The 25,296-nt window shown below is 65.1% G+C and carries 31 protein-coding genes; 11 read left to right on the top strand and 20 right to left on the bottom strand.

What is annotated here, in order from left to right; all coding sequences use genetic code 11:
- Window positions 1-24 precede the first annotated feature (24 nt).
- The 7 genes from AB1Z25_RS21415 to AB1Z25_RS21385 form a co-directional block, all read right to left on the bottom strand.
- A complete protein-coding gene (locus AB1Z25_RS21415) occupies window positions 25-486 on the bottom strand; it encodes a CYTH domain-containing protein (protein ID WP_486636128.1) in 462 nt (153 codons plus the stop codon).
- A gap of 63 nt (window positions 487-549) precedes the next feature.
- Window positions 550-1,020 carry a hypothetical protein gene (locus AB1Z25_RS21410; RefSeq protein ID WP_235085752.1) on the bottom strand — a complete coding sequence of 157 codons (471 nt, stop codon included), beginning with the start codon at window positions 1,018-1,020 and terminating at the stop codon, window positions 550-552.
- A gap of 13 nt (window positions 1,021-1,033) precedes the next feature.
- Complete coding sequence (locus AB1Z25_RS21405) at window positions 1,034-1,480, bottom strand: CopD family protein (RefSeq protein ID WP_486636127.1); 447 nt, start codon at window positions 1,478-1,480, stop codon at window positions 1,034-1,036.
- Window positions 1,447-1,836: a VOC family protein gene (locus AB1Z25_RS21400; protein ID WP_486636126.1), complete on the bottom strand. Its 390-nt coding sequence runs from the start codon at window positions 1,834-1,836 to the stop codon at window positions 1,447-1,449. The genes AB1Z25_RS21405 and AB1Z25_RS21400 overlap by 34 nt, the downstream gene beginning before the upstream one ends.
- Window positions 1,833-2,189 (bottom strand): MmcQ/YjbR family DNA-binding protein, encoded by a 357-nt coding sequence (locus AB1Z25_RS21395; RefSeq protein ID WP_235085757.1) that lies wholly within the window; start codon window positions 2,187-2,189, stop codon window positions 1,833-1,835. The genes AB1Z25_RS21400 and AB1Z25_RS21395 overlap by 4 nt, the downstream gene beginning before the upstream one ends.
- Before the next feature lie 2 nt (window positions 2,190-2,191).
- Complete coding sequence (locus tag AB1Z25_RS21390; RefSeq protein ID WP_107801187.1) at window positions 2,192-3,010, bottom strand: M48 family metallopeptidase; 819 nt, start codon at window positions 3,008-3,010, stop codon at window positions 2,192-2,194.
- Between the two features lie 88 nt (window positions 3,011-3,098).
- Window positions 3,099-3,263: a rubredoxin gene (locus AB1Z25_RS21385; protein WP_039756174.1), complete on the bottom strand. Its 165-nt coding sequence runs from the start codon at window positions 3,261-3,263 to the stop codon at window positions 3,099-3,101.
- A gap of 108 nt (window positions 3,264-3,371) precedes the next feature.
- Between AB1Z25_RS21385 and thiD the strand changes: the two genes are divergently transcribed.
- Together thiD and thiE are read left to right on the top strand one after the other, a co-directional pair.
- Window positions 3,372-4,214: a bifunctional hydroxymethylpyrimidine kinase/phosphomethylpyrimidine kinase gene (gene thiD / locus AB1Z25_RS21380; protein WP_227105696.1), complete on the top strand. Its 843-nt coding sequence runs from the start codon at window positions 3,372-3,374 to the stop codon at window positions 4,212-4,214.
- Complete coding sequence (gene thiE, locus AB1Z25_RS21375; RefSeq protein WP_486636125.1) at window positions 4,198-4,824, top strand: thiamine phosphate synthase; 627 nt, start codon at window positions 4,198-4,200, stop codon at window positions 4,822-4,824. Before thiD ends, thiE begins: the two co-directional genes overlap by 17 nt.
- A 71-nt stretch (window positions 4,825-4,895) precedes the next feature.
- On the opposite strand, the gene AB1Z25_RS21370 is transcribed toward thiE, so the two are convergent.
- Together AB1Z25_RS21370 and AB1Z25_RS21365 are read right to left on the bottom strand one after the other, a co-directional pair.
- Entirely contained in the window at window positions 4,896-5,180 is a 285-nt protein-coding gene (locus tag AB1Z25_RS21370; RefSeq protein WP_146176757.1) for a hypothetical protein, read from the bottom strand.
- Between the two features lie 386 nt (window positions 5,181-5,566).
- Window positions 5,567-6,364, bottom strand: coding sequence for a hypothetical protein (locus AB1Z25_RS21365; protein ID WP_107801184.1), 798 nt, complete (start codon window positions 6,362-6,364; stop codon window positions 5,567-5,569).
- Window positions 6,365-6,755: 391 nt separating this feature from the next.
- Between AB1Z25_RS21365 and AB1Z25_RS21360 the strand changes: the two genes are divergently transcribed.
- On the top strand, window positions 6,756-7,127 hold the full coding sequence (locus tag AB1Z25_RS21360; RefSeq protein ID WP_107801183.1) for a cupin domain-containing protein: 372 nt from the start codon (window positions 6,756-6,758) through the stop codon (window positions 7,125-7,127).
- Here AB1Z25_RS21360 and AB1Z25_RS21355 read toward each other — a convergent pair.
- From AB1Z25_RS21355 to AB1Z25_RS21310, 10 genes are all read right to left on the bottom strand, one after another.
- Window positions 7,081-7,929, bottom strand: coding sequence for an amidohydrolase family protein (locus AB1Z25_RS21355; RefSeq protein ID WP_486636124.1), 849 nt, complete (start codon window positions 7,927-7,929; stop codon window positions 7,081-7,083). The genes AB1Z25_RS21360 and AB1Z25_RS21355 overlap by 47 nt on opposite strands.
- Before the next feature lie 11 nt (window positions 7,930-7,940).
- Entirely contained in the window at window positions 7,941-8,204 is a 264-nt protein-coding gene (locus AB1Z25_RS21350; protein ID WP_107801181.1) for a hypothetical protein, read from the bottom strand.
- Between the two features lie 39 nt (window positions 8,205-8,243).
- Window positions 8,244-9,512, bottom strand: a complete 1,269-nt coding sequence (locus AB1Z25_RS21345) for an MFS transporter (protein WP_107801180.1) — start codon at window positions 9,510-9,512, stop codon at window positions 8,244-8,246.
- A gap of 76 nt (window positions 9,513-9,588) precedes the next feature.
- Entirely contained in the window at window positions 9,589-10,323 is a 735-nt protein-coding gene (locus AB1Z25_RS21340; protein ID WP_486636123.1) for a GntR family transcriptional regulator, read from the bottom strand.
- Window positions 10,324-10,568: 245 nt separating this feature from the next.
- Entirely contained in the window at window positions 10,569-12,590 is a 2,022-nt protein-coding gene (locus tag AB1Z25_RS21335) for a 2,4-dienoyl-CoA reductase FMN-binding domain-containing protein (protein WP_486636122.1), read from the bottom strand.
- A 230-nt stretch (window positions 12,591-12,820) separates the two neighbouring features.
- Window positions 12,821-13,603 carry an outer membrane protein OmpK gene (locus tag AB1Z25_RS21330; RefSeq protein ID WP_227105685.1) on the bottom strand — a complete coding sequence of 261 codons (783 nt, stop codon included), beginning with the start codon at window positions 13,601-13,603 and terminating at the stop codon, window positions 12,821-12,823.
- Window positions 13,604-13,794: 191 nt separating this feature from the next.
- Entirely contained in the window at window positions 13,795-14,127 is a 333-nt protein-coding gene (locus AB1Z25_RS21325) for an MGMT family protein (RefSeq protein WP_227105683.1), read from the bottom strand.
- Window positions 14,128-14,133: 6 nt separating this feature from the next.
- On the bottom strand, window positions 14,134-14,784 hold the full coding sequence (locus AB1Z25_RS21320) for an MBL fold metallo-hydrolase (RefSeq protein ID WP_227105681.1): 651 nt from the start codon (window positions 14,782-14,784) through the stop codon (window positions 14,134-14,136).
- Between the two features lie 148 nt (window positions 14,785-14,932).
- Complete coding sequence (locus tag AB1Z25_RS21315; RefSeq protein WP_107801175.1) at window positions 14,933-15,310, bottom strand: DoxX family protein; 378 nt, start codon at window positions 15,308-15,310, stop codon at window positions 14,933-14,935.
- A gap of 148 nt (window positions 15,311-15,458) precedes the next feature.
- Window positions 15,459-17,441 carry a methyl-accepting chemotaxis protein gene (locus tag AB1Z25_RS21310; RefSeq protein ID WP_158274386.1) on the bottom strand — a complete coding sequence of 661 codons (1,983 nt, stop codon included), beginning with the start codon at window positions 17,439-17,441 and terminating at the stop codon, window positions 15,459-15,461.
- 224 nt (window positions 17,442-17,665) lie between these two features.
- Here AB1Z25_RS21310 and AB1Z25_RS21305 point away from each other — a divergent pair, with 224 nt between their 5' ends.
- Window positions 17,666-18,478, top strand: a complete 813-nt coding sequence (locus AB1Z25_RS21305; RefSeq protein WP_486636121.1) for a nucleotidyltransferase domain-containing protein — start codon at window positions 17,666-17,668, stop codon at window positions 18,476-18,478.
- Window positions 18,479-18,707: 229 nt separating this feature from the next.
- Here AB1Z25_RS21305 and AB1Z25_RS21300 read toward each other — a convergent pair whose 3' ends face one another.
- The gene (locus AB1Z25_RS21300) at window positions 18,708-19,157 is read right to left on the bottom strand and encodes a hypothetical protein (protein ID WP_486636120.1); all 450 of its coding nucleotides are present in this window, start codon (window positions 19,155-19,157) and stop codon (window positions 18,708-18,710) included.
- Between the two features lie 373 nt (window positions 19,158-19,530).
- Between AB1Z25_RS21300 and AB1Z25_RS21295 the strand changes: the two genes are divergently transcribed.
- The 7 genes from AB1Z25_RS21295 (at window position 19,531) to AB1Z25_RS21265 (ending at window position 25,250) form a co-directional block, all read left to right on the top strand.
- Window positions 19,531-19,914, top strand: coding sequence for a GPW/gp25 family protein (locus AB1Z25_RS21295; RefSeq protein ID WP_107801567.1), 384 nt, complete (start codon window positions 19,531-19,533; stop codon window positions 19,912-19,914).
- Complete coding sequence (locus AB1Z25_RS21290) at window positions 19,911-20,642, top strand: phage tail protein I (protein ID WP_486636119.1); 732 nt, start codon at window positions 19,911-19,913, stop codon at window positions 20,640-20,642. The genes AB1Z25_RS21295 and AB1Z25_RS21290 overlap by 4 nt, the downstream gene beginning before the upstream one ends.
- Window positions 20,643-20,672: 30 nt before the next feature.
- Window positions 20,673-22,094, top strand: coding sequence for a phage tail protein (locus AB1Z25_RS21285; protein ID WP_486636118.1), 1,422 nt, complete (start codon window positions 20,673-20,675; stop codon window positions 22,092-22,094).
- Complete coding sequence (locus tag AB1Z25_RS21280) at window positions 22,091-22,663, top strand: hypothetical protein (protein ID WP_486636117.1); 573 nt, start codon at window positions 22,091-22,093, stop codon at window positions 22,661-22,663. Before AB1Z25_RS21285 ends, AB1Z25_RS21280 begins: the two co-directional genes overlap by 4 nt.
- A gap of 109 nt (window positions 22,664-22,772) precedes the next feature.
- A complete protein-coding gene (locus AB1Z25_RS21275; protein WP_107801561.1) occupies window positions 22,773-23,918 on the top strand; it encodes a baseplate assembly protein in 1,146 nt (381 codons plus the stop codon).
- Window positions 23,911-24,567, top strand: a complete 657-nt coding sequence (locus AB1Z25_RS21270; protein WP_486636116.1) for a phage tail protein I — start codon at window positions 23,911-23,913, stop codon at window positions 24,565-24,567. The genes AB1Z25_RS21275 and AB1Z25_RS21270 overlap by 8 nt, the downstream gene beginning before the upstream one ends.
- A complete protein-coding gene (locus AB1Z25_RS21265) occupies window positions 24,564-25,250 on the top strand; it encodes a phage tail-collar fiber domain-containing protein (protein ID WP_486636115.1) in 687 nt (228 codons plus the stop codon). The genes AB1Z25_RS21270 and AB1Z25_RS21265 overlap by 4 nt, the downstream gene beginning before the upstream one ends.
- Window positions 25,251-25,296 lie beyond the last annotated feature (46 nt).

Below are 25,296 nucleotides of genomic sequence, written 5' to 3'. Positions count from 1 at the left end.
ATCTATGGCGTCAGGCCGGCAAGACTACCAGCGGCTATAGGGGTTCTTGGACAGATAGGCGTTGGTGTAGCGGCCGTCCTCGGTGACTTCATCGCCTATCCAGGCCGGCTGGTCGAATGAGGTGCTTTCATCCGGCAGCTCGATTTCGGCCAAGATCAGGCCGGCGTTGTCGCCGAAAAATTCGTCCACTTCCCAGATGAAGCCGCCGTGCTCGATGCGGTGGCGCAGCTTGTCCACCACCATCGGGCACATCGCTCCCATGATGGTTTGCGCGTCGGCCAGCGGCACCGGGTATTCGAACTCGTGGCGGCTGACGTTGCTGATATTGCTTTTCAATGTCAGCCAGGCCTGATCTCCGACCACGCGCACGCGCACGGTGCGTTCCTTTTCCACCGATAGATAACCCTGGCGGTATTGCACGCCTGGGGCCAGGCCGCGCCAGGCGTCGCCTACGACGATGAAGCGGCGTTCGATTTCCACTGCCATTTTATACCTACTCCAGCCGGTTCAACGCTGTATCGCCGCAGCGCAGCGGACATTGAACAGCTTCTAATGGGCGATCTGTTCGCCCTTGGGTTTACCGCAGGCTTCCGCCCGCGGCGAGATCTGCAGATACAGCGACAGGCTGCTTTGCTGAGAGACTACGCCGCTGCTCTGGCCGTAAGGCGTGGCGCGTTGCGGCCAGCTCCCCACCAATTCCGGCTGCGCGCCGATCAGGGTTTGGGCGCTGACCACGCGTTTGCCGTCCTGGTCGCTCCAGCTGGCGTTGGCGTTCAGCAAGGGCTTGTGCTGGGCGCGCGCCGCGGAGACGGTGCCGCCGATGCTGAGCAGGGCGTCGCCGACCTCCCGCTGGCCGGAAAAAGCGCCCTTGGCGTCCACGCACATCGGCAGCCGCAGCAGCTCCGCGCCGTCGCGGCGCAGCGTGGCCACCACTTCCGGCGGCAGCGCCGGTTTGGGCGGCAGCGGGGTGGCGGCCCAGGCGGGCAGGCAGCCCAGCCACAATGCAATCCATTTGCGCATGCGATCCATCTCCTCAGAACGGTTTGACCACCACCAGAATCACCACCGCCAGCAATACCAGCACCGGCAGTTCGTTGAACACGCGGAACCAAGTATGGCTGCGGCGGTTGGTTTTGGCGGCGAAGTCGCGGTAGAGCTTGCCGCAACAGCCGTGGTAGCCGACCAAGAGCAGCACCAGGGTCAGCTTGGCGTGCAGCCAGCCGCCGCCGATGCCGAAGCCCAGCCACAGGCCAAGACCGGTGGCCAGCGCCAGCGCGGCCAGCGGGGTCATGAAGCGGTAGAGCTTGCACGCCATCAGCAGCAGGCGCTGGTATTCGGCGTCCTGTTCCGCCAGCGCCAGATTGACATAGAGGCGCGGCAGGTAGAACAGCCCGGCGAACCAGGACACCACGAAGAAGATGTGGAAGGCTTTCAGGTAAAGGTAGCTCACGGTGTCCTTGTCCTTGTGGCGGGCGTCCATGGGCCGCGCAAACCGATGCAATTGCCCCATGGGTCCCGCAATTGGCAGATGCCCTGTTGCGCTTCTATCGCCAGCGGGCCGCGATACAAGGCGGCGCCCAGGCCGGTCAGCCGATGGATGTCGGCGTCCAGGTCGCCGCTGCGCCAATAGACGACGCTGCCGGCCGCGCCGGAGCCCACCTTGGCGTCGGCCCGCACGATTTCCAGCCAGACGCCCTGCCATTCCAGGCAGGCGAAGTCGAAATCGGGCAGGTCTACGGCTTGCGCCGCTGGAAAAGCCCGTTGATACCAGGCGAGTCCGGCGCGCCAATCGGCGACGTGAATCAGCACCGCGGCGATGGGCCCGGCTGCGCTCATGCGTTGGCCTCGTAGCGCTGTCTGACCGCCTTGGGCAGCTTGGCCAGCACCAGGCGCCGCGCGTCGGCGAGGCCGTCGTGCAACTGCTCCAGGCTCAGCGCCTCCAGCGACGACACTTCTATCCAGCGCGCCCGCGCCAGATACGGCGCCGGCCGCACCCCGGGCAGGCCGCTGAGGACGAGAAAATCGTCGTCGGCCACCTTGTACATCACCGTGTCATCGTTGAACAGGGCGAACATCTTGCTTTCCAGGCTGAGCACGCGCCGGGTTTCCCACTTGATGTCGAACTGGGCGCCCGGCAAGGCGCGGGCCTGGGCCAGCAGCGCGTCCATATCCTCTTTGCGCAAGGGCATGTTCAGCCTTTCTTCGCGGCCTGGTACAGCGGCATCACTTGCGGGATGCGCTGCTGCAGGTCGTGGATGCGGGTGGGGCCGGACGGGTGGGTGGACAGGAATTCCACGCCGCCGCCATTGCCGGCCGCCTGCATTTTGTTCCAGACGTTGACCGCGGCGTTGGGGTCGTAGCCGGCGCGCGCCATCAGTTCCAGGCCCATGATGTCGGCCTCGGATTCCATGGTGCGGCTGTTGGGCTTGGACAAGGCCACGTCGGCGGCCATCGCTGCCATGTCCAGCTGGTTCTGCCTGAGGCCGGCCACCGCGCCCACCAGCGACAGACCCACTTGCTGCGCGTAGGCCTGGCTCATGCTTTCGCGCGAGTGCTCGCGCAATGCGTGCGAGATTTCATGGCCGATGACGGCCGCCAGTTCGGCGTCGCTCAGCTTGAGCTTGGTGATCAGGCCGGAGTAGACCATGATCTTGCCGCCAGCCATCGCGTAGGCGTTGGGTTCGTCATTGCGCATCACATTGACTTCCCAACGCCATTTGGCGGCGTCGGGGCGGAATACCGGCGCCTGGGCAATCAGGCGCTGGGAGATCTTGCGCACCCGCGCCGTCATCGCCGCGTCGGCGTTGAGCTGGCCGCCGGCGCGCGCCTTGCCCAGCTGCTGGGCATAGGATTTGGCCGACATCTGCTCCACTTCCTGGCTGGACAGCAGCATGGTTTGACCGCGGTTGACGCCGACGGCGCCGCCCTGGGTGGTGTTGACCTGGGCACAGCCGGCGAGGGCGGCGGCGGCCAGCAGGCCGGCCAGGGTTTTGCTCCAGAAACTTTTCATTGCGGTATGGCCTCTTGAGCGCCGGACGCCGCCTGGACGGCGAGCTGCGGCGCGGCGGGAAATCGCGGCGGACGCGGGCGGCGCCGGCTCAGATTTCCACCATTTCGAAATCGTCTTTGCGCGCGTCGCAATCCGGGCAAGTCCAGTTGGGCGGAATGTCTTCCCACTTGGTGCCCGGCGGGATACCATCCTCCGGACGGCCGGCTTCCTCGTCGTAGATAAAGCCGCAGATCAGACACATCCAAGTACGCATCGCATCACCTTGTGATCGAGTAAAACAGTTATTCTAAGAGTGGTCCGCGACACTGACAATGCGCCCGCCGGCCGCTCCGCCCATATACAGAACGAAGAGGTTTCCGTCTTGACCACTCAGCCCACTCCTCCCGTGGTCCTTACCCTGGCGGGCTCGGACCCTTCCGGCGGCGCCGGCATCCAGGCCGACATTCTGACGCTGGCCAGCCTGGGATGCCATCCCTTGTCGGTGATCACCGCGATTACGGTGCAGGATACCGTCGGTATCAATGACTTTATGGTGCTGGACGCGGACTGGGTCAATGACCAGGCGCGTTTTCTGATGGAAGACATTCCGGTCACCGCTTTCAAGATCGGCATGTTGGGCAGCGTGGAGAACGTGGCGGTGGTGGCGCAGCTGATCGCGGACTACCCGGACATCCCGGTGGTGCTGGATCCGGTGCTGGCCAGCGGCGGCGGCCACGAGTTGGCCGACGAGGACCTGATCGCTGCGATGCGCGACATGCTGATTCCGCAGGTGTCCATTCTGACGCCCAACAGCATAGAAGCGCGGCGCATCGCCAGCAACGACGCCGACGAGGACGAAGATCTGACGCTGGAGCAGTGCGCGCAGCGCATCCTGGCGCTGGGCTGCCCGCACCTGCTGATCACCGGCACCCACGAAAACACCAAGGAAGTGGTCAACCAGCTGTACGGTCCCGGCGGCCTGGTGCGCTCCGACGCCTGGGAGCGTCTGCCGGGCAGCTACCACGGCTCCGGCTGCACGCTGGCCTCGGCCATCGCCGGCATGCTGGCCACTGGCCTGCTGTTGCCGGAAGCGGTGCGGGAGGCGCAGGAATACACCTACCAGGCCTTGCTGAACGGTTTCCGGCCCGGCATGGGCCAGTTCCTGCCGGATCGGATGTTCTGGGCGCGCGGCGACGACGAGGACGACGATGCCGGACAGGCTTAAGGGGCTGTACGCGATCACGCCGGACACCGAGGACAGCGCGCGGCTGCTGAGCCTGGCGCAGGCGGCGGCGCCGCACATCGACATCCTGCAATACCGCAACAAGAGCGAGGACGCGGTTTTGCGTCTGGAGCAGGCGCAGGCGTTGGCCGAGCTGTGCCGGCGCAAGAGCGTGGTCTTCATCATCAACGACGATGTGGAGCTGGCGGCGCGCGTCGGGGCCGACGGCGTGCATCTGGGCCGCGACGACGCCGCCCTGAGCGCGGCGCGGCGGCGGCTGGGTGCCGGCGCGCTGATAGGCGCGTCTTGCTACGACAGCCTGGAGCGGGCGCGACGGGCGGCGGAGGCCGGCGCCAGCTACCTCGCCTTCGGCGCGGTGTTTCCGTCCGGCACTAAGCCGGACGCGGCGCGCGCGGGGCTGGGTCTGTTCTCCGAGGCGCGCAGCTTGGGCGCGCCCCTGGTGGCGATAGGCGGCATCCATGCCGGCAACGCCGGACAGGCGCTGGCGGCCGGCGCGGATGCGATCGCGGTGATAGGCGGCGTGTTCGGCGCGGCGGACCCGGCCACCGCGGCCGGGGAACTGGCGGCGATATGCCGCCGAGGCGGCCGCTGAAAGCAAAACCGCCGCGCAGGGCGCGGCGGTTGGAGGATGCTCGGGTTCGGGCTTGGCGTCTGTTCGCGGTCTTAGACCTGGCTGGGCCGCGAACTGCCGTCGATCAAGGCCTTGCTGACCTCGCCGGGCTTGATGATGCCGTGTTCCACGCTGTAGGCCAGCAGCTCCAACAGGTAGTCGTGACGGAAAATCAACGATCCTTCCCATTCGCTGCCTTGCTCGCCCTGGATGGCGGGCAGGGTGATGATCACGCGTTCGCCGTCTATCGTGTCCAGCGCGAAGGCCTCCACGTTTCTGGCGATTCCCGATAAGGATCTTGCAGAATGCTTGCCATAATTCAAGGCGCGTATGCTCATTGCTGACTCCTGTCGCATCATGGTTTCTCTTTGGCCCGCGTTGATCTTGAAATGGCCGCCGCTTCGCCGTCCTGGCGTCGCCTTGCGACGCCCGCCTGAGGCGGCGCGCAGGCGGGAGGCGCTTGGCGTTGCGCAAGGGCTGGATTTGGCGGCGTTTCAAGTTTTTTTATTGTCGAGCGGCCGGCATCCCGATAGTGCGTCGCGGCGTCGCGCTTGAGGCGCGAACCGGCGAGATGCGTCGGCCGCCCGGCTTCGCCGCGTGATGGGCCGGCGATATCGGCATGGGATGGCAGTCCGGCCGCGCGGTGTACCGCTCCAGGCTCAGAGCATAGCGTTTTTATGCTTATGGGGTAACTCCAGAAAAATGGAGAATACCCAGTTGGATATCACAGCTGTTTGGAGCCGATCAGCCGGCTAAAAAGCGAGGTCGGCATTTTGCGGTGCATGCCGGCGGCAATCAGCGCATCACATAATTCGGCGCGTCGTTGCGAGGGCAGGCCCAGTTTTTCGCAGATATAGTTTTTGCTCTTGATAATAGAATCCGCCACCCGGGTTTTGGGCTTGGGCCGATATTTGTTCATGAAGTCGGCGATTTGCTTGAAGTCCCAATTCAGCAGCATCAGGAAGCAGACTTCCTGTTCGTATTCCGTCAATTCCACGTCAAGCAGTTTCAATTCGCCCTGCACCTGTTCTATGCTGCAGCCGGCGCCGAATTCCAAAATGTAATTGGGCATCAGGTTGATGAAGTTGGCGATCTCGATTTCATGCGCGTAATAGATGGTGCCCAGGATGGAGCGCGTCGCCTCGTGCTTGAGCAGATGCTTGGAGAACACCCGCGCCTTGAGGCCGTCTCCGTATTCATGCACGTTGAGGATGGAGACCTTGCGTGTCGGATCGCAGGTTTGCATCAGCGCCAAGTCTTCCTGCACATAGCAATCGGCGAACTGGGCGGTGCCTTCGCAGGGCATTTCCTTGTCCAGACGGTCCACCACGTCATCTCCGCGCTTGAGCGCCACGATTCTGGCGTAGGCGTCGCTGGACGCCAGATGACGGGAGTTGGCGTCTTTGGCGCCGACGATCATGTCGGTCTGGCCGGAGATCTGGGTGACGGATTGGCGGAACTGAGCCACGAATTCGCTTTGCTCTTCGGTGAAGCGTTCAGGGGAGACGAGCTGATAGTCCATAATGTGCGCCTGGTGCGGAGGTTGGTCATGTCGGGGTGCGCTGTCTTGGCCTCGCTGTCGCGTCGGCCGCCGTCCAATGGTTGCTGAGCGTTGGCGAGATGCTTGGAATGGCGTTGACACCGGTTTTGAAACGCGGCGCGCCGTATGCGCGCGCGTTCCTAATGCCGCAACGCCGTGTCTCGCTCTTGTTCGCTAAGCTTTGAACAGGCTCTAAGCTGGGCACTTATAGATTTTTTGTTCCGATAGTGTCAATGCGAATGGCCGTTTGGCCTTGATTAACTGTACTAAAGGATTAAGGCGCACAGAGAAGGCGCATAAGGCGCGCAGGTTTGAAATAATAGCTCGCTTTTAATGTTTGTTTTGTCCGCTATTACGGTTTGTTAGGAATATCATGAAGGTGATTGATTGGCAGTTGGAACTTGAAAACGGCGTTTACGACAAGAGCGTGGGTATCAAGATTTTGAAATTGGCCGGCGACGCCGGCTTCAGCACGTATTTAACCGAAATCGCCCCCGGGGTGGCCATCAACGGTCATTATCATCGTCATGGCGACGAGCACTACCATATCGTCAGCGGCCGAGGCGAGATGAGGCTGGTGGATGTGGCCACCGGGGCGGCGCGTGCTCATGAGGTGGCGGAGCGGAGCTCCTTCGTGGTGCCGGCCAATACCCAGCATCAACTCAGCAATACCGGCGCCGCGCCGCTGGTGTTGATGTTCAGCTGTCCGGCCAGTCATTTGGCGGAGGACCGCCACTTTCTGTAGCCGCGTCGAAGCGGAACAGCCGGGCGGGCGTATCGTGAGTGATGCGTCGGCGGCGTTCCGCGTCCGGCAGCCACTGTTCCAACAGCTCCAGCGTGCGGGCGTAGCGGATGGAGCCGAACTGAGTATGCGGCCAATCGCTGCCCCATAGCAGCCGCCCCGGCCCCAGCGCGCTGTCCAGCAGCGGCAGCGCGGCGCGGGCGATGTCCTCGCCGCGGCCGGCCAGGCCGTTGCGATAGGCCGCGGAAATCTTGACCCAGACGCGGCCGCTGGCCGCGCCGGCGTCCAGCATGCGGCGGAAGCCGGGATCGTCCACCCCCAAAGCAGGATGCGGCCGGCCGAAGTGGTCGATGACCACCTTGACTCCGGCGTCCAGCAGCGGCGGCAGCAAGACCGGCCAATCCTGCGCCGCGCGGTGCACCTCCACTTGCCAGTCCAGGCTGGCGGCATGCGCCAGACAGCGGCGCCACGCCGGCGAGTGCAGGTCCGGCAGCGGCCGGCCGATCAGATTCAGCCGCAGGCCGACGACGCCGGCGTCATCCATCGCGCGCATGGCCGGCAGCGGACAGTCCGGCGCGATCACCGCGATGCCGCGCAGCCGCCCCTCGCTCTCGCGCAGCCCCTGCAATAAATAGCGGTTGTCCGTGCCCAGAAAGCTGGGTTGCACCAGGACGCCGCCGGCGATGCCGAACTGATCCAGCTGAGCCAGATAGGCTTGCAAGGGGGCGTCCCGGTACGGCTTGTAGCGCAGCGGGGCGGTGCCTATCAGCTGACGCAGAAAGATGTGGGCGTGCCCGTCTATCATCGGCGCCGGGTTCAGCCGCAGGCCTGACAGGCGCCGCCGCGCACGGCGCCCAGGTCCAGCGCCGCGTCGATGTCGGCGGCGTCCAGCACTTTATGCCGGATGCTGTGGGACAAGAGGGCGAGCAGGTAGTCGCGCCGGAAAATCGGCGAGCCCTCCCATTCGCTGCCGGCCGTGCCCAGGATGATGGGCGAGGTGATGATGACCCGCTCGCCCTGGATGGTGTCCAGGGCGAACTCGTCATCGGTGATCTGGTTGGCGATTTCGTCTAATGCCATGGTGACCTCACAATTTCAATGAAATGGCGCGTCCGCCGTTCAGGCCGAGGCGCGGGCGTCGCGGGCTTCCGGTCCGCGCGGGTCCGGCAGCGTGTCGTTCAGCGGCTTGCCCTTGGTTTCCGGCAGGCAGAACACGGCCAGCGCGACGATGGCGTAAGCCATCGCGGCGCTGACGCCGATGGAGGCGCCCAGGGTCCAGCTGTCGCTCAGATAGCCGACCAGCAAGGGAAAGCCGGCGGACAGGATGCGGCCGAAGTTGTAGCAAAAGCCCACGCCGGCGCCGCGCATGCCGCTGGGGTAGAGCTCGTTGAACAGCGCGCCCAGGCTGGAGGGAATGCCGGCGGCGAAGAAGCCCAGCGGAAAGCCCAGGAACAGCATCAGCGGATTGCTCAGCGGCGCGAACACGTAGATCAGCACCGTGGCCACGCAACAGACGGAGAACAGCAGCAGGTTGAGACGGCGGCCGATGCGGTCCAGCAGGTAGGCGCTGGCCATGCAGCCGCACCAGAAGGCGACGATGATCACCGCCAGATAGCCGCTGGTGCCGAGAATGGACAAGTGGCGCTCGGTCTTGAGGAACATCGGCAGCCAGGTCATCAGCGCGGCGTAGCCGCCGTGCGCGCCGACGCCGATCAAGGAGCCGATCAGGGTCATGCGCAGCACGTCGGGTTTGAAGATGTCCAGCAGCGGCACCGCGGGCGCGGCCTGACGTTCGCGGCGCGGCGGTTCCGGAATGTGGCGGCGGATATAGATGATGAAGAAGGCCGGCAGGATGCCGATGCCGAACATCACGCGCCAGGCGATTTCCGCCGGGAACAGCAGGAAGATCGCCGAGTACAGCAGCACCGACGCGCCCCAGCCCACCGCCCAGGCGCTTTGCACCGAGGCCATCGCCTTGCCGCGGTGTTCCGGCCGGATGATCTCCGCCATCAGGACCGCGCCGGCGGCCCACTCGCCGCCGAAGCCGAAGCCTTGCAGCGCCTTGAACACCAGCAATTGCTCATAGCTTTGGGCGAAGCCGGACAGCAGGGTGAACAGCGAGAACCAGACGATGGTGATTTGCAGCGCCAGCACCCGGCCGACGCGGTCCGACACCGCGCCCATGATCCAGCCGCCCAGCGCCGAGGCCACCAGGGTCACGCTGCCTATCATCCCGGCTTCCGCCTTGCTCAGGCTGAAGGCGGCGATCAGCGCCGGGATGGCCAGGCTGAACATCTGCACGTCCAGCGCGTCCAGCGCCCAGCCGCCGAAACAGCCCCAGAAGGTCTTGCGTTCACCCGGCGAAACCTGCTTATACCAATGCAACATGATGCTGCCCTTTATGGTTCTTGCTTGTTGTCGATGCGTCGCCGCGCGCCGCTGCCACGGCGCGGGCGGCGCGGAATCAGCGGATGTCCGCCTGATAGCGGAATTTATCGGCGCGGCCGCGCACGCTGCGCCATTCCAGCGGGCTGCCGTCATAGGCCTTGGCCAGCCGCTCCAGCACGATGGCCGGGGTGCCGGGCGTCAGTTGCAGCAGTTCCGCGTGCGGCGAGGCGATGGCTTCCGCGGTCAGGATTTCACGCGCGGAGGCCACCACCTGATGACAGCAGTCCTCGTACAGCGGATAGAGCAGGTCGCCGAAGCTGTGCAGCGGAATGGCCAGCAGCGCCTGGAAACGCGTCGCGGGCAGCCAGATGGACTCGGCCAGCAAGGGCTCGCGGTCCAGATAGCGCAAGCGGGTCAGGTGGATGGCCTGTGCGCCCGGCGATAGCTGCAGGCTGTCGGCGATGGCCGGCGGCGGCGTCAATTGCTCGCGGTGCAGGATTTTCGCTTCCGGGATGCGGTAATTGCCCGCCGCGTCGTGAAAGCGGAAAAAGCGCAGCAGCGAGGATTGGAAGTTGGCCGGTTTGATGAAGGTGCCCTTGCCTTGGCGGCGTTCCACCATCTCGTCGGCCACCAATTGATCCACCGCCTTGCGGATGGTGCCGATGGAGGTGTGGAAGCGTCCCACCAGCTCCGCCTCGGTGGGAATCGCTTCGCCGGGTTTCCATACCCGGTTGGCGATGTCGCGCGCCAAAGCGTCGCGCACTTGCTGGTACAGAGGCAGGCGGAGGTCCGCCTGACGCATGTCGGTCATATGGTCATATATATGAATTAATTCGATGGCCGCAACGATGACAAATTAATGAACGTCAAACAAGAGCTAAAACGTTTTATCAGGGCCGATCTGTACTAAAGGACGGTGTTTTGCGCGGAAAAGCGCGGGCGGGAACGGCGGGGGCAGCGCACAGGCCCGGCGGAGCCGGGCCTGAGAGCCTGCTTAGGACAGTCCGGCGGCCATGTCTTTACGGCATGGCCGGCCGGCGAGAGAGCGGGCGGGAATCAGATGCGGGCGGCCAGGCGAGAGCCTTGATCGATCGCCCGTTTGGCGTCCAGTTCGGCCGCCACGTCGGCGCCGCCGATCAAATGCACGCTTTTGCCGGCGACCTGCAGGGGCGCCTGCAGCTCGCGCAGCGGGTCCTGGCCGGCGCAGATGATCACATTGTCCACCGGCAGCAGCTGAGCCTCGCCTTTGACCGTGATGTGCAGACCGGCGTCGTCTATCTTGTCGTAGCTGACGCCGGACAGCATGCGCACCCGCTTCATCTGCAGGCTGGCGCGGTGAATCCAGCCCGTGGTCTTGCCCAGGCTTTCGCCCACCTTGCTGGTTTTGCGCTGCAAGAGGTAGACCTCGCGCGGGCTGGGGTGCGGTTGCGGGCCTTGCGGGCTGAGGCCGCCCGGATGCTCCACCGCCATGTCCACGCCCCATTCGCGCATGAAGGCGGCGGTGTCCAGCGAGCTGGACTTGCCTTCGTGGGTCAGGAATTCCGCGGTGTCGAAGCCGATGCCGCCGGCGCCGATGATGGCGACGCGCTTGCCAACCGCCTTGCCGTGCTTGAGCACGTCCAGGTAGTTGAGCACCTTGGGATGGTCCACGCCGGGAATCTCCGGCGTGCGCGGCGCGATGCCGGTGGCCAGCACCACTTCGTCGAAGCCGGCCAGGTCCGCCGCGGCCACTCGAGTGTTCAGCCGCTGCTCCACCCCGGTTTGTTCCAGCTTGCGCTTGAAGTAGCGCAGGGTTTCGTAGAACTCCTCCTTGCCGGGAATGCGCTTGGCCACGTTGAACTGGCCGCCGATTTCCGCCGCGGCGTCGAACAAGGTCACTTGATGGCCGCGCTCCGCCGCCACCGTGGCGAAGGCCAGGCCGGCCGGGCCGGCGCCGACCACGGCCAGCTTCTTGGCCTGGGCAGTTTTTTCGTAGTTCAGTTCGGTCTCGCGGCAGGCGCGCGGATTGACCAGGCAGCTGGTCAGCTTGCCCTGGAAGATGTGGTCCAGACAGGCCTGGTTGCAGCCGATACAGGTGTTGATCTCGTCGCCGCGGCCGGCGGCGGCCTTGTTGACGAAGTCCGGATCGGCCAGGAAGGGGCGCGCCATGGACACCATGTCGGCGCAGCCGCCGGCCAGGATTTCTTCGGCCACTTCCGGGGTGTTGATGCGGTTGGTGGTGATCAGCGGAATCTTCACCTTGCCCATCAGCTTCTTGGTGACCCAGGCGAAGCCGCCGCGCGGCACCATGGTGGCGATGGTGGGCACCCGCGCCTCGTGCCAGCCTATGCCGGTATTGATCAGCGTGGCGCCGGCCTTCTCGATCTCTCCGGCCAGATGCGCCACCTCATCCCAGGAACTGCCGTCCTGCACCAGGTCCAGCATGGACAGCCGGTAGATGATGATGAAATCGCTGCCCACCGCGGCGCGCACCGCTTTCACGGTTTCAATGGCGAAGCGGATGCGGTTTTCAAAGCTTCCGCCCCAGTCGTCGCTGCGCTTATTGGTGGCGCGGGCGATGAACTGGTTGATCAGATAGCCTTCCGAGCCCATCACCTCCACGCCGTCGTAGCCGGCCTGCTGCGCCAGCCGCGCGCAGCGGGCGAAGTCGGCGATGGTTTGCCAGACGTCGGCGTCGGATAGCTCGCGCGGCTTGTAGAAGTTGATCGGCGCGATCAGCGGCGAGGCGGACACGCATTTTTCCTGGAAGCTGTAGCGGCCGGAGTGCAGGATTTGCAGCGCGATCTTGCCGCCGGCGGCGTGCACCGCGTCGGTGACCAGCTTGTGGTGCGGCACTTCGGCCTCGTCGGCCAGCATGGACGCGCCTTCGGCGACACAGCCCTCCGGATTGGGGCCGACGCCGCCGGTGACGATCAAGCCCACGCCGCCGCGGGCGCGCTCGGCGTAAAAGGCCGCCATTTTCTCAAAGCCTTGCGGGGCTTCTTCCAGGCCGGTGTGCATCGAGCCCATCAGCACGCGGTTTTTCAGCGTGGTGAAGCCCAGGTCCAGCGGGGCCAACAGGTGCGGGTATGCCGTCATGTTTTCGTCCTCGTGTAGATTTCTCGCGCAGATCATTGTGGCCGCGGCCGCCGTCCGGCGCCAGCGCGGCGGGCAAGTGTTTGATTGCTTGGGCTTGCCGGTGTTGGCGTTGAAGATACTTACTAGTAAGTAAGGTGTCAATCGGCCTTGAGGCCAAGCTTGCCGCGGGAGAAGGCCAATATGAAAAAAGCCACCGCGAAGGGTGGCTTTCATTTCCAGGCCGATAGGGCTTAGAAGTTGTATTTCAGCGAGTAGATGACGGCGTTTTCGTTGCCGGCCACGCCCAGCTTGTTGACGGCGTAGCGGTACTGCAGACCGGCGGTCATGGATTTGACCGGGGTCCACCACAGGCCGATGGCGCCGTTCTGGCCGGTGCGGCGTTCGCTTACGCCGTTCGGGGTGGCCAGGGTGGTGTATTCCTTGGCGCGGTCGAATTCGGTTTCGTGCCACTGGGTCACCGAGAACGGCTGGCCGAAGGCGGTGAAGTCGAAACCGGCGACATAACCGGCCATATAGCCGTTCATATTGGCGCCAACGCCATATTTCAGTTCCTGGTGGAAGCCGAGGAAAGGCTTGAACCAGACTTTGCCGAAGCTAAGGTCGGTGCCCAGGCCCACTACGCGGTTCTGGTCAAAGAAATTGTGGCCGCGGGTATCGTATACGTGGGTGTACAGCTTGACCGGCACGCCGCCGACTTCAGCTAGGTTGAAACGCGCAACTACCTTGGTGGTGTAGCGACGATCGCCTGCCGGCATTTCCTTGTCGTTGCGGTTCCAGTTCTCCAGATCGAAGAAGCCGTAAACATCGCCCCAGGAACGGCCGATGCCGCCTTCGGCTTCCAGGTATTGGAAGTTGCGCTTGGCGCCGAACGGGCCGGCTTGCGTGCGATCCAAGGTGCTCGGCGACCAGTTCAACTGGTTGAAGCTGACATTGCCGAAGGAGTAATCACCGGCTTGCGCCAGGGTACAGCCGCCCACCAGAGCCAGGGCCAGCAGCAGATTGCGAGTTTTCATTGTTTCACCAGAATATTGTGCGTGTAGCGTGTAGTGCGCGCGGACAGACCTGTCGGCGCGGGCGCAGACTAGCTCAGAAATATTCGTTTGCAAAGTATTTACAATGCGCCTGTCGCATTTTTGTCATTTTATGTAAATGCGATGTATTTTGAGCTATAGATATTTGGAATGAAACATTAAATGTTGTGGAACTACAGTTTTTTGCTACAAAAATGCGCGTCCGGCCAGCCGTAACGCCTTAAATCCACCTTGCCGGCCGCGCTCAATTCCACCCCGTCCTCTTCCAGCAGCAAGCGCTGCCAGTCGGCCTGCTCGCTGCCCGGCCGCGAGATGCGCCCTCCGGCGCCCAGCACCCGAAACCAGGGCACGCTGAGGCCTTCCGGCAAATGGCTGAGCAAACGGCCGACGTGGCGCGAATGGCGCGGATAGCCGGCCTGTTCCGCCAGGGCGCCGTAAGTGGTGACCCGGCCCGGCGGCAGCGCCAGCAGCAGCGCGATCACCTTGCGTTCAAATTCGGGAGGCATCGCGGCTCAGCGGTAGCGAGGGTTGGCCACATAGGGGTTGCTGCGCTTTTCCTCGCCCAAGGTGGTCAAAGGGCCGTGGCCCGGCACCACCGTGGTGTCGTCCGGCAGCAGGAACAGCTTTTGCTGGATGGCGTCGATCAGTTGCTGGTGATTGCCCATTGGAAAGTCGGTGCGGCCGATCGAGCCCTGGAACAGCACGTCGCCGGCGATCAGCAGCCGCGCGCTTGGGCTGTGAAACACCACATGGCCGGGGGTGTGGCCGGGGCAATGGATCACGTTCAGGCTTTCCTCGCCCACGCTGACAGTGTCGCCTTCCTCCAGCCAGCGGTCCGGCGTCAGCGCCTCGCTGCGCGGAAAGCCGAACATATGGCCTTGCTGCGGCAGTTGATCCAGCCAGAAGCTTTCCGCGCGCTGCGGGCCTTCTATCTTGACGCCCAGTTGCTCGGCCAGGCGCGCGGCGCCGCCGGCGTGGTCGATATGGCCGTGGGTCAGCAGCAGTTTTTCCACCGTCAGGTTCTGGCGGGCGGTCCAGTCGGCGATGCGTTCGATATCGCCGCCGGCGTCCACCACCGCGGCGCGGCCGCTGGCGTCGCACCACAGGATGGAACAGTTCTGGGCAAACGGCGTGACCGGAATCACGTGGAAATGCAGGGACATGGCGCGCTCGATTCAATGCAATGCGGCATTGTGGCACGAGTCGGCGGGCAAGAGGAGGGCGGGCCGTCGCGGCCCGGGCCGGTGCAGAGCCTGTTCAACGCTCCTGCCTCACTCTCCCGCCGACGCGCGGCACATTTTGAGCAGGCTCTCAGTCCTTGCGGCCGTCCCAGGACAGCTTGCCCGCGCCGTGGGCGAACACCATCAGCAGGCCGCCGGCCATGGCCAGGTTCTTGGTCAGCTGGATCATTTGCTGGCTATTGCCCGGTTCCCAGTGGAAGAGCAGCGCCGAGGCGACCGAGAAACCGGCCAGCAGCAAGGCCACCCAGCGCGCTTGCACGCCCAGCGCCAAGGCCAGACCGCCGCCGATTTCCAAAGCGATCACCAGCGGCAGCAAGAAGCCGGGCACGCCCATCGCGGCCATATAACCTTGGGTGGCGGCGTAGCCGGCGCCGAGTTTGCCTATCCCGGCCAGGATGAAGACCTGAGCCAACAGCACGCGGGCAAGCAATGCGATCCATTTGTCCATCTTGCGTTCTCCTGCCGGCGCGCCGGCCTTGATTGATGACGCCGGCCGCGGAGGGCGGCCGGCCATGAACGGACTATACGGGCCGGGGCGGCGCGAAAAAAGCGCAAAAAACCGCAAGAGTCGATCAAAAAATCCGACCAAGCCGCGGCTACAGCTTGAATTTTCCAATCAGGGAATCCAGCTCCTCGCCCAGGCGCGCCAACAAAGTGGTGGCCTGCTGCGCCTGGCTGATGGATTCGTCGGTTTGCAGCAACATGCCGTGAATGTTTTCGATGTGGCGGGCGATTTCCTGGCTGGCGCTGGACTGTTCGGAGGTGGAGGCGGCGATGTCGCCCACGGATTCCACCACTTGCTGGGCGTGGCCGCTGATCTGCTGGATCGATTGCGCCGATTCCTCGGCCAGCTTCACCCCCTGGTCCACCTGGCGCAGCGCGCCGTCCATGCTGTCGGAGGCCTTGGTGGTGTCCTGCTGCATGGTCTGGATCACGCCGGAGATTTCCAGCGTGGCCTGAGCGGTGCGCTCGGCCAGCTTGCGCACTTCGTCCGCCACCACCGCGAAGCCGCGGCCCATCTCGCCGGCGCGCGCCGCCTCGATCGCCGCGTTCAGCGCCAAGAGATTGGTCTGGTCGGCGATGTCGCGGATCACCGACACGATGCCGCTGATCTGGTCCGAGCGCTGCTGCATGCCGCTCAGCACCTCGGCCAGCTCGCGCACCGTCTGCGAAATGCGGCCGATCTCGCGCACGGTGGCGTCGACATTGGCCGAAGCCTCGCTGGACAGCGTATCGGCCTCGCGCGCGCGCTGCTCAGCCACGCGAGCCGATTCCGCGATGTGGCTGACGCTGACCGACAACTGCTCCACGCTGGCGGCGGTGGCGTTGGCGGCCTCGGACTGGCGCGCCGAGCTGCCGCGGATCTGATCCACGTCACCGGACAACTGGCGCACCGAACCCAGCACATCGCCGGCGTGGCGGCGTACGTCCAGCATCATCGTGCGCAGCGAGCCGGTGAAGGTATTGAAGGCGCCGGCGGCCAGACCGATCTCGTCGCGGCTGGCGATGGGTAGCGCCCGGGTCAGATCGCCGCTGCCGGAGGCCAGCTCGCTCATCGCCGATTGCAGCCGGCCCAGCGGGCGCAGCAACTGGCTGAGCGTGGCGCCCAGCAGCAACAGGATCAGCGCCAGAATGCCCAGGCTGATCAAGGCCGACTGCCAGCTGGCCGCGCGCACCGGCGCGAACGCCTCGCTCAAAGGGATGGAAATGCGCACCGCCCACGGCATGCCGGCCTCGCCCACGGTGATGGGCATGATGAAGTGGCGGAAGCCGTCGTCGCTGTCGTACTCCGCCGGCTGACCGCCCTTGATCGCCGTCTTGGCCGCCGCCGGCAGACCGGCGTCCGCCTTGCCGTTGAGCGCCGGGTCGCGGCCGGCCAGCTGCACGCCGCTATTGGAATACAAACTCATGAAGCCGCTCTGATAAGGCTTGACCTTGGCGGCCAGCTCCTGCAAATGACCGAGCGCGATATCGCAGCCGGCCACGCCCAAGACCTTGCCGTTGCTCGACAGGGGAAAGGAAATGGTGCCCATCAGGATCTTGATGTCGGGATCGACGTAAGGCTCGGTCAGCATCGGCTTGCCGGTTTTGCGCGGCTCGGTGTAGTAGGCGCTGTCGTCCACGCCCTCGCCGCCCCACACCACGTCGATCTTGCCGCTCTTGCGATACCAGTACACGCCGCTGCGGCCGGTCTTGTCGTTGTGCTCCTTGCCGGCCAGCTCCGCGTCGCGGCCGTCCAGCGCGTTGGGCTCCCAGATCGCCCAATAGCCGACCGCGTCCGGATTGTTGGGCAACTGGCCTTTGACGATGTCGGATATCAGCTGGCGGGCGTTGGGCGGCAGATTGTGCTTGACCGCCACCGCGGACTCGGCCACCACCTGGGCCGAATCGTAAGTCTTGCCCAGCAAGCGTTGCACCTGGCCGGCCTCGCTTTCGGCCAACAGCTTGGCGTTGTCCAGCACCGCCTTCTCCGCGCTCTGATAACTGGCGTAGATATTGACGCCGGCCAGCACGCAAAAACCGATCAGGATCAGCAGGCCGGAACTGGCCAGAATCTTGCCCTTGATGGTGGTGATCATGGTTGTCCCCATCGCTTCATATGTGTTCTTCCCCAAAAGCCGTTGCGAGCGGACGCCGGTTCCCGGCCCGGTTATTATGGTGTGGGCCCGCCGGCGGCATCGGTTTCCAACGGCATGCCGCCATTTGTATTAAATAGCTTAAATGGGGTAAAGGGAAATTTTGCAATCGGCGGGACGACGCGCCATCTTCCGGCGCGCCGCGGCGAGACAGGGAGAATCGAAGCATGTCGATGGAAGCATGCACCCGCCCGGACCATGCCGAGCGCCCGGCGGAGGCCGCGCGGCGGCTGGTGCTGGCGCGCTTGGAACAAGTGGAGGCGAGCCACGGCGTGCGCATCCTTTACGCGGCCGAAGGCGGCAGCCGCTGCTGGGGCTACGCCGCGCCGGACAGCGATTACGATGTGCGCTTCGTCTACCTGCATCCGGAAGCGTGGTACGAGACCGGCGACCGGCGCGACGTGATCGAACTGCCGCTGGCCGACGGGCTGGACATCAGCGGCTGGGAGCTGCGCAAGGCGCTGCGGCTGAGCCTGGGCGGCAACGCCGCGCTGCTGGAGTGGCTGGCCTCGCCGCAGGTCTACCGCCAGCACCCGGTGGCCTGCCGGGTCTTGCGGGACCTGGGGCCGGAGCACTTCGCCGGCGAGGCGGCCTATTGGCATTATCTGTCCGTGGCGCGTAAGAACTACCGCGGCCGCAAGCTCGAGCAACAACTGCGACTGAAAAAATACCTGTACGTGCTGCGGCCCTTGCTGGCGGCGCAATGGGTGAAGACGCGGCGCGGCATGCCGCCGCTGGCGCTGGCGGAATTGGTCGCTGGGACTTTGGACGATGTCCGGCTGCGCGATGAGCTGGCCGGCCTGCTGGCCTTGAAAACCGCCGGCGGCGCGCCGGAGTACGGCCCGGCCACGCCGGGCCTGCAAGACTATATCGATGGGGCCATGCGGGATTACGAGGCCGCGGCGCGCCCGAGCCGCTACAGCGACTGGGCGCGGGCGGACGCATTGCTGGAGCAAGTGCGCCTGGCCTGCGGCGCTTGAACAGGCGGAGGCCTTGGTTTCAGTGGCCCGTTTCTGAAGGCGCCATCCGTCCGACAAGCCTCCTGCCCTAGGGTGGGCGGAGCCCGGCGATGCCTACGCGGAAACGCGATGGGACCGATGCTTGGATCTTGGCGGCGGGGTTTGGTGGGTATCGCCTGCGGCTCCACCCACCCTACAAGACCGTTCACTGTAGGGTGGGTGGAGCGCGGGGATACCCACCGCAAGGCGCTTAGCGGTTTCGCAGGCGGATGCGGCGGAAGCGCGCTTCCAGGCTGAAGCGCTGCTCCAGCGCCAGGTAGATCTGGTGTTGGCTGTCTACATGGCGGTAGACCCGGACCCGGTCGGCGCCCAGCAGCATCATGATTTCCAGATAGTTGAAGAAACCCATCCACTGGCCGCGTCCGGCGCGGTCGTCAAAATCGATGTCGCGCGCCACGCGGCTGAGCAGGCCTTTGCCGACATATTCCCGGTTGTCCTTCAGCCATTGCAATAGGTGAGCCGCGCATTCGCGGCCATAGGCGTGGTCGGCGAGGAGATCCTTGCTGGGCGTAGGCATTTGCCAGTAATGCGGGTAGGTGCGGCCGGGGCAGAAGCGGACGAAGGGGAGCAGGGCTTCCTGTTGTCCCAGGGCGTTCAGTTTGTAGCGACGGTGCGGGGGAAAGTTTTGAGGCTGTTGCATGGTGTTTCTCCTGCTGTGACACAAGATAAACCACCTGCCGGGGAAGGCTGAGGTATTGGGCAGGCGCGTGGCAGGATTGGCGTACCGAGCTATGAAACCGGCGAGTGCATAGCACTCTCCCACCACACGCCTGCCAAGTTGGCAGAGCCATGGGTGTACTGCTTGCGTAATTTCATAGCAACGGGACGCCAATCCCGTGTGCCGCATGTGGGCGGCAACGGGGGGATTGTTGCCGACCGGGTGCGGAGGGTCAAGGCATGGAGGCAAGGCTTCCGCCGGATGCGGCGGCATTCGCGAAATTGTCCTTGTAATTCAATTGTTTCCCTAACCGGCTTTAAAAGCCCCGCGGCGGGCCTTGCGGCATCATAGGCCCATGACCCGCATATCCGACATCTCCTCCTTGCACTGGCAGCCGGCCTTGCAGGCCCGCGATCAGGCATCCCCCGCTGACATCGTCGAAAACCTCGACGACATCCATCAGGCCTTGCGCATCATCTTGGGCACGCCCAAGGGCAGCGATCCGCTGCGGCCGGAGTTTGGCAGCGATTTGTTCCGTTACCTGGACTACCCGGTGGATCGGGCCCGGCCGCATGTGGTGCGCGAGGCGGTGGAGGCGATCAGCCACCCCTTGTACGGCGAACCGCGCGTCGCCGTGGCGCGAGTGTTCTACAGCGTGGGCGGCAACGGCGACGCGCGGCTCAGCGTGCAATGGCGGCTGGCCGACGGCGTGATCCGCGAAACCGAGTTGCGGCTATGAGCGCGGCGGCTACGGGCAGCGGAACCGTGCCCAATATGTTGGCCAAGGACGAACGCTTCGGCCAACTGGCGCAGCTCACCACCCGCTTGGGCGACGCCGATCTGAGCACCTTGCTGGTCTATCTGGTGGATCAGGTGGACGCCGGCTGGCTGCCGGCGCTGGCCGAGCAATTCCATGTCGCCGGCGACGAGGGCTGGCGGCTGAGCCAGGGCGAGCGCCAGCGGCGCGAGCTGATCAAACAGTCCATCCACCTGCACCGCAGCAAGGGCACGCGCTGGTCCTTGCAACAGGTGCTGGCCACGCTGGCCTTGTCCGGCCAGATCAGCGAATGGTTCGAATACGGCGGCAAGCCTTATTACTTCAAAATCCAAATCGACCTGGCCGCCCGCGGCATAGACGCCGCCACGCTGGCGGCGCTGGAGGCGATGATCAACGAGTACAAGAACGCCCGCTCGGTGCTGGAGCAGCTGGCGCTGGTGTTGAGCAACCGCAGCGCCGTTCCGGTGCTGGCCTTGACCACCCAGGCCGGCGAACTGGCCACCGTGCTGCCGTTCCAGCCGGTGTCGCTGGAGCAGCGCGCCAGCTTGAACGCCGCGCTGGCGTTAGACAGCGTGGAGACCGCTACTGTCTATCCGTTTCAGACGACGGCGCTGCGGCAGCAGGCGCCGGTGACGCTGGGCCTGGCGCACGCCAGCGTCGAGACGGTCACGCTTTATCCCGCAGCATGAGACCCCTTGAATCTTTTCCAGGAGCAATCGATGGCCAATGAGTTTTTCACGCTTCTCACCGCCAGCGGCAAGGCCAAGCTGGCGGCGGCGCAAGCCAACGGCGCGCCGCTGCAGATCAGCCAGATGGCGGTGGGCGACGGCGACAACGGCGGGTATTACACGCCAAGCGAGAGCCAGACCACGCTCAAGCACGAAACCTGGCGCGGCGCGCTCAACCACCTAGCGGTGGATCCGAACAACCCCAACTGGGTGGTGGCGGAGGCGGTGCTGCCGGATACGGTGGGCGGTTTTTACATCCGCGAGGTGGGCCTGTTCGACAGTCGCGGCGATCTGATCGCCGTCGGCAAATTTCCCGAGAGTTACAAGCCGCTGCTGGCGGCCGGCTCCAATAAGCAGCTCTATGTGCGGATGATTTTGGAAGTGTCCAACACCGCGGCGGTCACCCTGCTGGTGGACCCCAGCGTGGTGCTGGCCACGCGCTCCGCGGTGGAGCAGCGCATCGCCGAGGAGTTGGCGAAGCGGGACTTGCCCCTGACCGCCTTGCCGCTGCCCTGCGTGGCGACGGCGGACAACCGGATGGCGATGACCGTGGCAGCGGTGGCGGGCCAGGGCGGCACGGTGTCGGTGCCGGCCGGCATCGCCATCAGCCTGGGGCAGGACACTCAATCCGGCGCCGGCAAAGCGGGAACCTTCGTCACCAGCGCCTGGACCAGCCCGGTATTGGCGCCCGGCAGCGAGTACTTCCTGCGCGCCCAGATTGTGTCCGGCGTCTTGACTTGCTATGTGCAGAAAGGGGCGTTGACGGACGCGGCGCCGGCGTCCTTGAAGGGGGCCGCCAATGGCGCGGCGGGAGGCGGTTTTTTCTCCACGGCCTTGGATATCTGTTTGGCCAGGGTGATCACCGGCGCGGCCGGCAGCGCGCCCGTTGTGCAAAAAGTGATCAATCGCGGCGCAAGCAGCTGGTCCGCGACGATGAATGGCTCCGGCACCGTCTATCTGCCGTTCGATCCCTTCATCAAAACCGGGCGGATCACCGCGTCGACGATCACGCCGCATCCGACGCAAATTTCGCAAATTAGTCATGGCAGCGGGGGCTGGACGGGCGCCGCCTATTGGTTGGGCTGCCCTACCGGCACCGGCGGCGGTACGGCGAACATGTCCAGTTACTCGAACTGGACGGGCCCCGCCGCCGTGCTCATCACGTCCAATAACGTGGTGGGCGATATGGTGGTGTCCACCTGCACCGGCATGTTCGAGCACATCGCCGGCAAGTCGATGTGGCAGGTCTTGCAGATGGAGCATCAAATCGGCGACGCCGCGGGCGCAAACGGCGATGAGCATTTGATGGGGGAGGGCACCAAGAACCTGTTGCCCGCCGATTACGACAACGGCTTGGCCATCAGTTACAGCAACTGCGTCAATGCCTTGCTGACTTGGGAGGTGGTGCGATGAGAATGGTGGAAAACCTGCTGTCTTACGATGGCGAGCTGCGTCCGGCGCAGCCTTCCGCCGATCATGTGTGGACCGGTGCGGAATGGCGATTTGACGCCGCCTTGCAAGCCGAGCGGCTGGAGCAGCATAAATTGGCGCAGTGCGCGCGCCTGGACGCCGAGGCGGACGCGATTGCCAACTGGCATGCGATTTCGCCGCCGCGTCTGGCCGAATACCAGCGCGCCGCCGCCGAGGCGCAGGCGTTCAAGGACGCCGCTTACAAGGGCGAGGCGCCGCCGGCGGTGCGCTCCTGGGCCGAAGCCAAGGCTTGGGATGGCCAGCAGGCGGCGGACAGCATCCTGGTCAAGGCGGCGGCCTGCGAACAGGCGCTGTACGCAATCCGCGACGCGCGGCTGAAGGGCAAGGAGGCGGTGCGTCAGGCAGCGGACGAGACGGCGGCGCGCGCGGCGACCGACGAGGCCGTGTCCCGGCTGCAGCAGCTGGCCGCCGGCGATTTCGCCGCCGCTTTGCCGGAAGCCGAAGCCGGCCGCGCCGGCAGTCTGTTCAAGTTCTTTTCCAAACGGCTTTAAAAGCCGGCGGGGAGCATGATGGCGGATCATTTCGCCATCCGCTTCCTCTTCGGCGCTCCGCGGCGGCCGCGCCTGGCCGCCGCCGCTCCCCATTCAAGGACGTTCTTCCATGACCCCAGACTTGCCCAAGTTCATTGATGACGATCCGCATCTCGTCACCGCCGAGCTGATCGACGCCTACCAGAAGATGAGCGGCAAGACGCTCTATCCCGGCCAGGTGGAGCGTTTGCTGATCGATTTGATCGCCTATCGCGAAAGCGTGGTTCGCGCCGCCTTCAACGACGCCGGCCGTCAAAACCTGGTGGCCTTCGCTCGCGCGCCCATGCTGGACTACCTGGGCGAATTGGTCGGCGTCAGCCGCTTGCCGGCCCAGCACGCGCGCTGCACGGTGCGCATCGCCTTCTCCCAGCCGCTGGCGCTGGCGCAGCTGATTCCGGCGCAGACCCTGGTGGCCGGCGGCGGAGTGCAGTTCCAAACGCTGGCCAGCCAGATTGCGCCCGCCGGCAGCAGCAGCGTCGACGTGCCGGTCAGCGCGGTGGAGGCCGGCGCCGCCGGCAACGGCTTTGTGCCGGGCCAGATCAACGCTCTGGTGGATGAACTGGACGTGGACGCCAGCGTGGTCAATATCGATACCAGCGCCGGCGGCGCCGACGCCGAGGATGACGAGCGTTTGCGCGCGCGGATTAGGCTGGCGCCGGAGTCGTTCAGCGTGGCCGGCAGCGCCGCCTCCTATCGTCACCACGCGCTGCGCGCGCATCAGGACATCGCCGACGTGGCGGTGATCAGCGCCAGCTTGCAACAGCAGAACGGCGAATTGCAAAGCGCCAATCAGGTGCCGCCCGGCGTGGTGCGGCTATACCCGCTGACCAAGACCGGCATGCCGCCGGACAGCCTGCTCAGCGTGGTGGCCGCCGCCTGCAGCGCCGACCGGGTGCGGCCGCTGACCGATCTGGTGGAGGTCTTGCCGCCGGAGGATTACGGCTACCGGGTGCGCGCGCGGCTGACGCCGTATCGCGACGTCGATCCCAAAACCGTGCAGCAGCAGGCGCAGGCCGCCGTCGGCGCTTTCGTGCAGGCGCAGGCGGAGCGCTTGGGCCGTGACATCGTGCCGTCGCAGCTGATCGCCACGCTGTCGGTGTCCGGCGTTTACCAGGTGACTTTGCTGGAGCCGGCCGCCACCCAGGTGGTGCCGCCGCAAGGCTGGTCGCACTGCACCGGCATTCAGCTGGAAATGACCGGAGGCCAGGATGGCTGATGTGACCCCCAATCTGCTGGCGCGCGACGCGCGCTTCGGCTCGCTGGCCCGGCTGAGCGAACGCTTGGGCGACATCGATCCAGGCGGCTTGCTGGTCTATCTGGTGGACGCGGCCAAGCCGGAGTTGTTGCCCCTGTTGGCCGAGCAATTCCATATCGACGGCGATGAAGGCTGGCTGCTGACCCAGAGCGAGCGGCAGCGCCGAGATCTGATCAAGCAGAGCATAGAACTGCATCGACACAAGGGCACGCCCTGGGCGCTGCGCGAAGTGTTCCGCATCCTCGGCGTGACGGTGGAACTGGAGGAGTGGTGGCAGCGCCAGCCGCCGGCCGCGCCCTATACCTTCGAATTGACCGCCTGGGCCAACGACAATCTGTTGCCCGGCCAGGCCTTGTTGAATCCCGAGCTTTACCGCCGGCTGCGGCGCATGGTGGAGCTCGCCAAGCCGGCGCGCAGCACTTATCGCTTCAAGCTGGGCGCGCGCTTCAACGGCCGCTTGGGCCTGGCTTCGGCCGCTCAGGCGCGCGCGTTGATCCGCCGCAGCGCCGAGACGGCGCCGATGCGGCTGGCGCCGCAGCAGCCGCTGGCCCTTTCATCCGCCACGCAGATCTATGGCGTGGTCCACGTCACCATGGAGGCATCGTTGTGAGCACCCCTTTAGCACCTCTTATCACCGCCGCCGGCCTGGCCGCGATCTGGCGCGCCAGCAATGATGGCGTGTCCGCGCAGATCACTCACATCGCCTTGGGCGACGGCGCTTACGCGCCTGCGCAGAGCCAGACCAAATTGCGCGGCGAGCAGGCGCGCTACCCTATCGCCGGCGGCGAACGGCTGGGCAATACCCAGATCCATCTGACCGCCATCGCCGACGACGACAAGGCGTTCTGGGTGCGCGAGATCGGCTTCATTCTGGCGGACGGCACTTTGCTGGCGGTCTGGTCGGACCCGAAGGCGGCGCTGGCCTATAAGGCCGCCGATGTGCAATTGCTGCTGGCCTATGACCTGGCCTTGAACGCGCTGCCGCCGGACAGTGTCACCATCCAGTCCAGCGGCGCCGGCCTCAATTTGAGCCTGGCCAGCGAGTTGGCGGCTTTGGCCGCCGCCCAGATCAGCGAGGCCACCCGCGGTCTGGAGCGCGACTATCGCATCCGCGCGCAGGCGGACAAGCAGCAGGCGCTGGAACCGCAGGTGGCCGCCCTGCAAAGCCAAAGCCGAGCATTGGAGCAGGAGCATGCCGCCGATAAACGCGCTGGCCTGGAACTGGCCACTGCCAACGCGGCGGCCATCGTCAGTCTCCAGCATTTGTTCGTGAAACAACATCTGGGCATTTGAGCCAACGGATCGTGGGGGGAGGCGGGCAGCCAAGCGTTGAGGATGA

The sequence above is a fragment of the Chromobacterium sp. HL1 genome (genome assembly GCF_057418835.1).
Note: the sequence above shows the minus strand (reverse complement) of the source record. Positions and strands in the feature narration are given on the sequence as shown.

Bases quoted from the DNA above. Each gene is read 5' to 3' on its own strand.
- AB1Z25_RS21415 (WP_486636128.1), bottom strand. From the start codon at position 486: ATGGCAGTGGAAATCGAACGCCGCTTCATCGTCGTAGGCGACGCCTGG.
- AB1Z25_RS21410 (WP_235085752.1), bottom strand. From the start codon at position 1,020: ATGCGCAAATGGATTGCATTGTGGCTGGGCTGCCTGCCCGCCTGGGCC.
- AB1Z25_RS21405 (WP_486636127.1), bottom strand. From the start codon at position 1,480: ATGGACGCCCGCCACAAGGACAAGGACACCGTGAGCTACCTTTACCTG.
- AB1Z25_RS21400 (WP_486636126.1), bottom strand. From the start codon at position 1,836: ATGAGCGCAGCCGGGCCCATCGCCGCGGTGCTGATTCACGTCGCCGAT.
- AB1Z25_RS21395 (WP_235085757.1), bottom strand. From the start codon at position 2,189: ATGCCCTTGCGCAAAGAGGATATGGACGCGCTGCTGGCCCAGGCCCGC.
- AB1Z25_RS21390 (WP_107801187.1), bottom strand. From the start codon at position 3,010: ATGAAAAGTTTCTGGAGCAAAACCCTGGCCGGCCTGCTGGCCGCCGCC.
- AB1Z25_RS21385 (WP_039756174.1), bottom strand. From the start codon at position 3,263: ATGCGTACTTGGATGTGTCTGATCTGCGGCTTTATCTACGACGAGGAA.
- thiE (WP_486636125.1), top strand. From the start codon at position 4,198: ATGCCGGACAGGCTTAAGGGGCTGTACGCGATCACGCCGGACACCGAG.
- AB1Z25_RS21370 (WP_146176757.1), bottom strand. From the start codon at position 5,180: ATGAGCATACGCGCCTTGAATTATGGCAAGCATTCTGCAAGATCCTTA.
- AB1Z25_RS21365 (WP_107801184.1), bottom strand. From the start codon at position 6,364: ATGGACTATCAGCTCGTCTCCCCTGAACGCTTCACCGAAGAGCAAAGC.
- AB1Z25_RS21360 (WP_107801183.1), top strand. From the start codon at position 6,756: ATGAAGGTGATTGATTGGCAGTTGGAACTTGAAAACGGCGTTTACGAC.
- AB1Z25_RS21355 (WP_486636124.1), bottom strand. From the start codon at position 7,929: ATGATAGACGGGCACGCCCACATCTTTCTGCGTCAGCTGATAGGCACC.
- AB1Z25_RS21350 (WP_107801181.1), bottom strand. From the start codon at position 8,204: ATGGCATTAGACGAAATCGCCAACCAGATCACCGATGACGAGTTCGCC.
- AB1Z25_RS21345 (WP_107801180.1), bottom strand. From the start codon at position 9,512: ATGTTGCATTGGTATAAGCAGGTTTCGCCGGGTGAACGCAAGACCTTC.
- AB1Z25_RS21340 (WP_486636123.1), bottom strand. From the start codon at position 10,323: ATGACCGACATGCGTCAGGCGGACCTCCGCCTGCCTCTGTACCAGCAA.
- AB1Z25_RS21335 (WP_486636122.1), bottom strand. From the start codon at position 12,590: ATGACGGCATACCCGCACCTGTTGGCCCCGCTGGACCTGGGCTTCACC.
- AB1Z25_RS21330 (WP_227105685.1), bottom strand. From the start codon at position 13,603: ATGAAAACTCGCAATCTGCTGCTGGCCCTGGCTCTGGTGGGCGGCTGT.
- AB1Z25_RS21325 (WP_227105683.1), bottom strand. From the start codon at position 14,127: ATGCCTCCCGAATTTGAACGCAAGGTGATCGCGCTGCTGCTGGCGCTG.
- AB1Z25_RS21320 (WP_227105681.1), bottom strand. From the start codon at position 14,784: ATGTCCCTGCATTTCCACGTGATTCCGGTCACGCCGTTTGCCCAGAAC.
- AB1Z25_RS21315 (WP_107801175.1), bottom strand. From the start codon at position 15,310: ATGGACAAATGGATCGCATTGCTTGCCCGCGTGCTGTTGGCTCAGGTC.
- AB1Z25_RS21310 (WP_158274386.1), bottom strand. From the start codon at position 17,441: ATGATCACCACCATCAAGGGCAAGATTCTGGCCAGTTCCGGCCTGCTG.
- AB1Z25_RS21305 (WP_486636121.1), top strand. From the start codon at position 17,666: ATGTCGATGGAAGCATGCACCCGCCCGGACCATGCCGAGCGCCCGGCG.
- AB1Z25_RS21300 (WP_486636120.1), bottom strand. From the start codon at position 19,157: ATGCAACAGCCTCAAAACTTTCCCCCGCACCGTCGCTACAAACTGAAC.
- AB1Z25_RS21295 (WP_107801567.1), top strand. From the start codon at position 19,531: ATGACCCGCATATCCGACATCTCCTCCTTGCACTGGCAGCCGGCCTTG.
- AB1Z25_RS21290 (WP_486636119.1), top strand. From the start codon at position 19,911: ATGAGCGCGGCGGCTACGGGCAGCGGAACCGTGCCCAATATGTTGGCC.
- AB1Z25_RS21285 (WP_486636118.1), top strand. From the start codon at position 20,673: ATGGCCAATGAGTTTTTCACGCTTCTCACCGCCAGCGGCAAGGCCAAG.
- AB1Z25_RS21280 (WP_486636117.1), top strand. From the start codon at position 22,091: ATGAGAATGGTGGAAAACCTGCTGTCTTACGATGGCGAGCTGCGTCCG.
- AB1Z25_RS21275 (WP_107801561.1), top strand. From the start codon at position 22,773: ATGACCCCAGACTTGCCCAAGTTCATTGATGACGATCCGCATCTCGTC.
- AB1Z25_RS21270 (WP_486636116.1), top strand. From the start codon at position 23,911: ATGGCTGATGTGACCCCCAATCTGCTGGCGCGCGACGCGCGCTTCGGC.